Source organism: Acidisoma sp. 7E03, from assembly GCF_054665075.1.
On record NZ_BAAFHE010000044.1, the window covers coordinates 1 to 2068 of the forward strand.

Here is a 2068-nt window from a genome sequence, read left to right on the forward strand (position 1 = left end):
CGTCGTCATGGTCAGTGTCGTCGGCACCCTGATTACCGACAATCTCAGCGACAACCTGGGCGTGAGCTTGCTGATCTCGACCCCGGTTTTCGCAGCGATTTTGTGCATGACCTTCGCGATCTGGTACGCATCGGAGAAGACGCTTTCAATCCATACGATCTATACGCGCAAGCGCGAACTCTTCTACTGGGCGGCAATCCTGTTCACCTTCGCGCTCGGCACGGCGGCGGGTGACCTCATGGCAGAGCGGCTGGCGCTCGGTTATTTCCCCTCACTCCTCATCTTCGCGATCCTCATCGCGGCCGTCACCGCCTACCACCTCCTGTGGCGCGGCAATGCCATCCTTTGCTTCTGGCTCGCTTACATCCTGACCCGCCCCCTGGGTGCCTCCTGTGGCGATCTCTTGTCCCAGCCGGTGCGGGATGGCGGCTTCGGCCTTGGCACCACGATCACGAGTGCCGTCTTCCTTGTTGTCATCCTTGGTCTCGTCTGGTTTCTCATGGGCGAGTACCGGCAGCGCTTGGCACGCGAAACCACGTTCGCGACAGAGGATGCCGGCGCCTGAAGGAAGGGATCGATGCGCGTCCTACTCGTCGAGGATGATCAAGAGACGGCTGAGTATATCTTGCGAGGCCTCAGGGAACACGGCCATCCGGCCGAGCACGCGCCGGACGGGCGAGAGGGCATCTTCCTCGCGGGTGCCGGGTGCTACGATGTCATGATCGTCGATCGCATGCTCCCGGGCCTGGATGGTCTCAGCTTCGTCCGCGCCATCCGCAGCGCCGGCCTGCAAACGCCGGTGCTCTTCCTCACCGCGCTTCGCGGTGTAGGGGATCGGGTGGAGGGACTGGAAGCCGGAGGGGAGGACTACCTCGTCAAACCCTTTGCTTTCGCCGAACTGCTCGCCCGCCTGCAGGCACTCGCGCGGCGCCCACCGCTCCAATCCTCGCCGACGACACTGACAGTCGCTGATCTCGAGCTTGACTTGCTGAAGCGTACAGTCACCCGGGGCGGAGAGCGGGTCGATTTGCAGCCTCGTGAATTCTTGCTGCTCGAATTTCTGATGCGCCATGCAGACCGCTTGGTGACCCGCACCATGTTACTTGAGGGTGTGTGGGAGTTTCACTTCGATCCCAAGACCAACATCGTTGAAAGCCATATGAGCCGCCTACGCACCAAGATCTCGCATGGTGGACGCTACCCCGAGTTGATCCATACGCTCCGTGGATCGGGTTACATTCTCCGTGCCGCCACTTCCTAGGCTTTTCCGCACGGCGAGCTTTCGGTTTGCGGCGCTTTACGTGCTGCTCTTCGTTTTCTCGTCGGCGATCCTCGGCGTTGCCGTGTTTCTAACGGCCCGTGGCAGCCTGCAACAGCAACTCACCGCGAGCGTGCAATCCGATGCGGCTTTTCTCCAGGCGGAATACCAACGAGGCGGCCTCGCGCATCTGGAGGCGTTGATCGCTGCGCGCCAGCGCGAGCCGGATGCGCCCGATTACCTCCTGCAAGGACCCGCTGGTCAGCATCTCGCCGGCGAGATCGAGATGACCGGACGGCTCAGCCCCGGCTGGACGGTACTGCAGACGCAGGAGGCAGGTCTCGATCTTGAGCGGCCGGAGCGGCTGCGCACACTCGTCGTCGATCTCGGCGGCGGCCTCCGCCTCGCGGTAGGGGACGATCTGGCGCGCATCGGCGAGGTCGAGGAGGCCATCGCTTCTGCCTTCGCCTGGGTCGTGGGACTGGCCGTCGTCCTCGGTATCGGCGGTGGCGTGCTGCTCAGCCGCGCCTTTCTGGCACGGGTGGATACGATCGCTCGCACGGCTGAAGCCATCATCGCTGGCGATCTCGGACGTCGCATCCCGATGCACGGTGATGACGATTTCGACCGCCTCTCGGCCACGCTCAACCACATGCTCGACCGCATCAGTGGGTTGATGGAGACCCTGCGGCAAGTGAGCTCGGACATCGCGCATGATTTGCGCACGCCGCTCTCCCGTCTTTATCAGAAGCTTGAAAGTATCCGAGAGGGCTCTGTAACTCATCAGGGACAGATGGAGGCGGTAGAGGC

General features: G+C 62.6%; 3 protein-coding genes. All 3 read left to right on the forward strand.

Annotated elements, in window-relative coordinates:
• Window positions 1–565, forward strand: a 565-nt coding sequence (locus tag ACYQ6W_RS22545; RefSeq protein WP_459678526.1) for a COG4705 family protein, incomplete at its 5' end; no start/stop codon positions are given.
• 12 nt (window positions 566–577) lie between these two features.
• Entirely contained in the window at window positions 578–1261 is a 684-nt protein-coding gene (locus ACYQ6W_RS22550) for a winged helix-turn-helix domain-containing protein (protein ID WP_459678528.1), read from the forward strand.
• Window positions 1262–1301: 40 nt separating this feature from the next.
• The coding region (locus tag ACYQ6W_RS22555; RefSeq protein ID WP_459678530.1) for a HAMP domain-containing protein at window positions 1302–2068 on the forward strand (767 nt) is incomplete at its 3' end.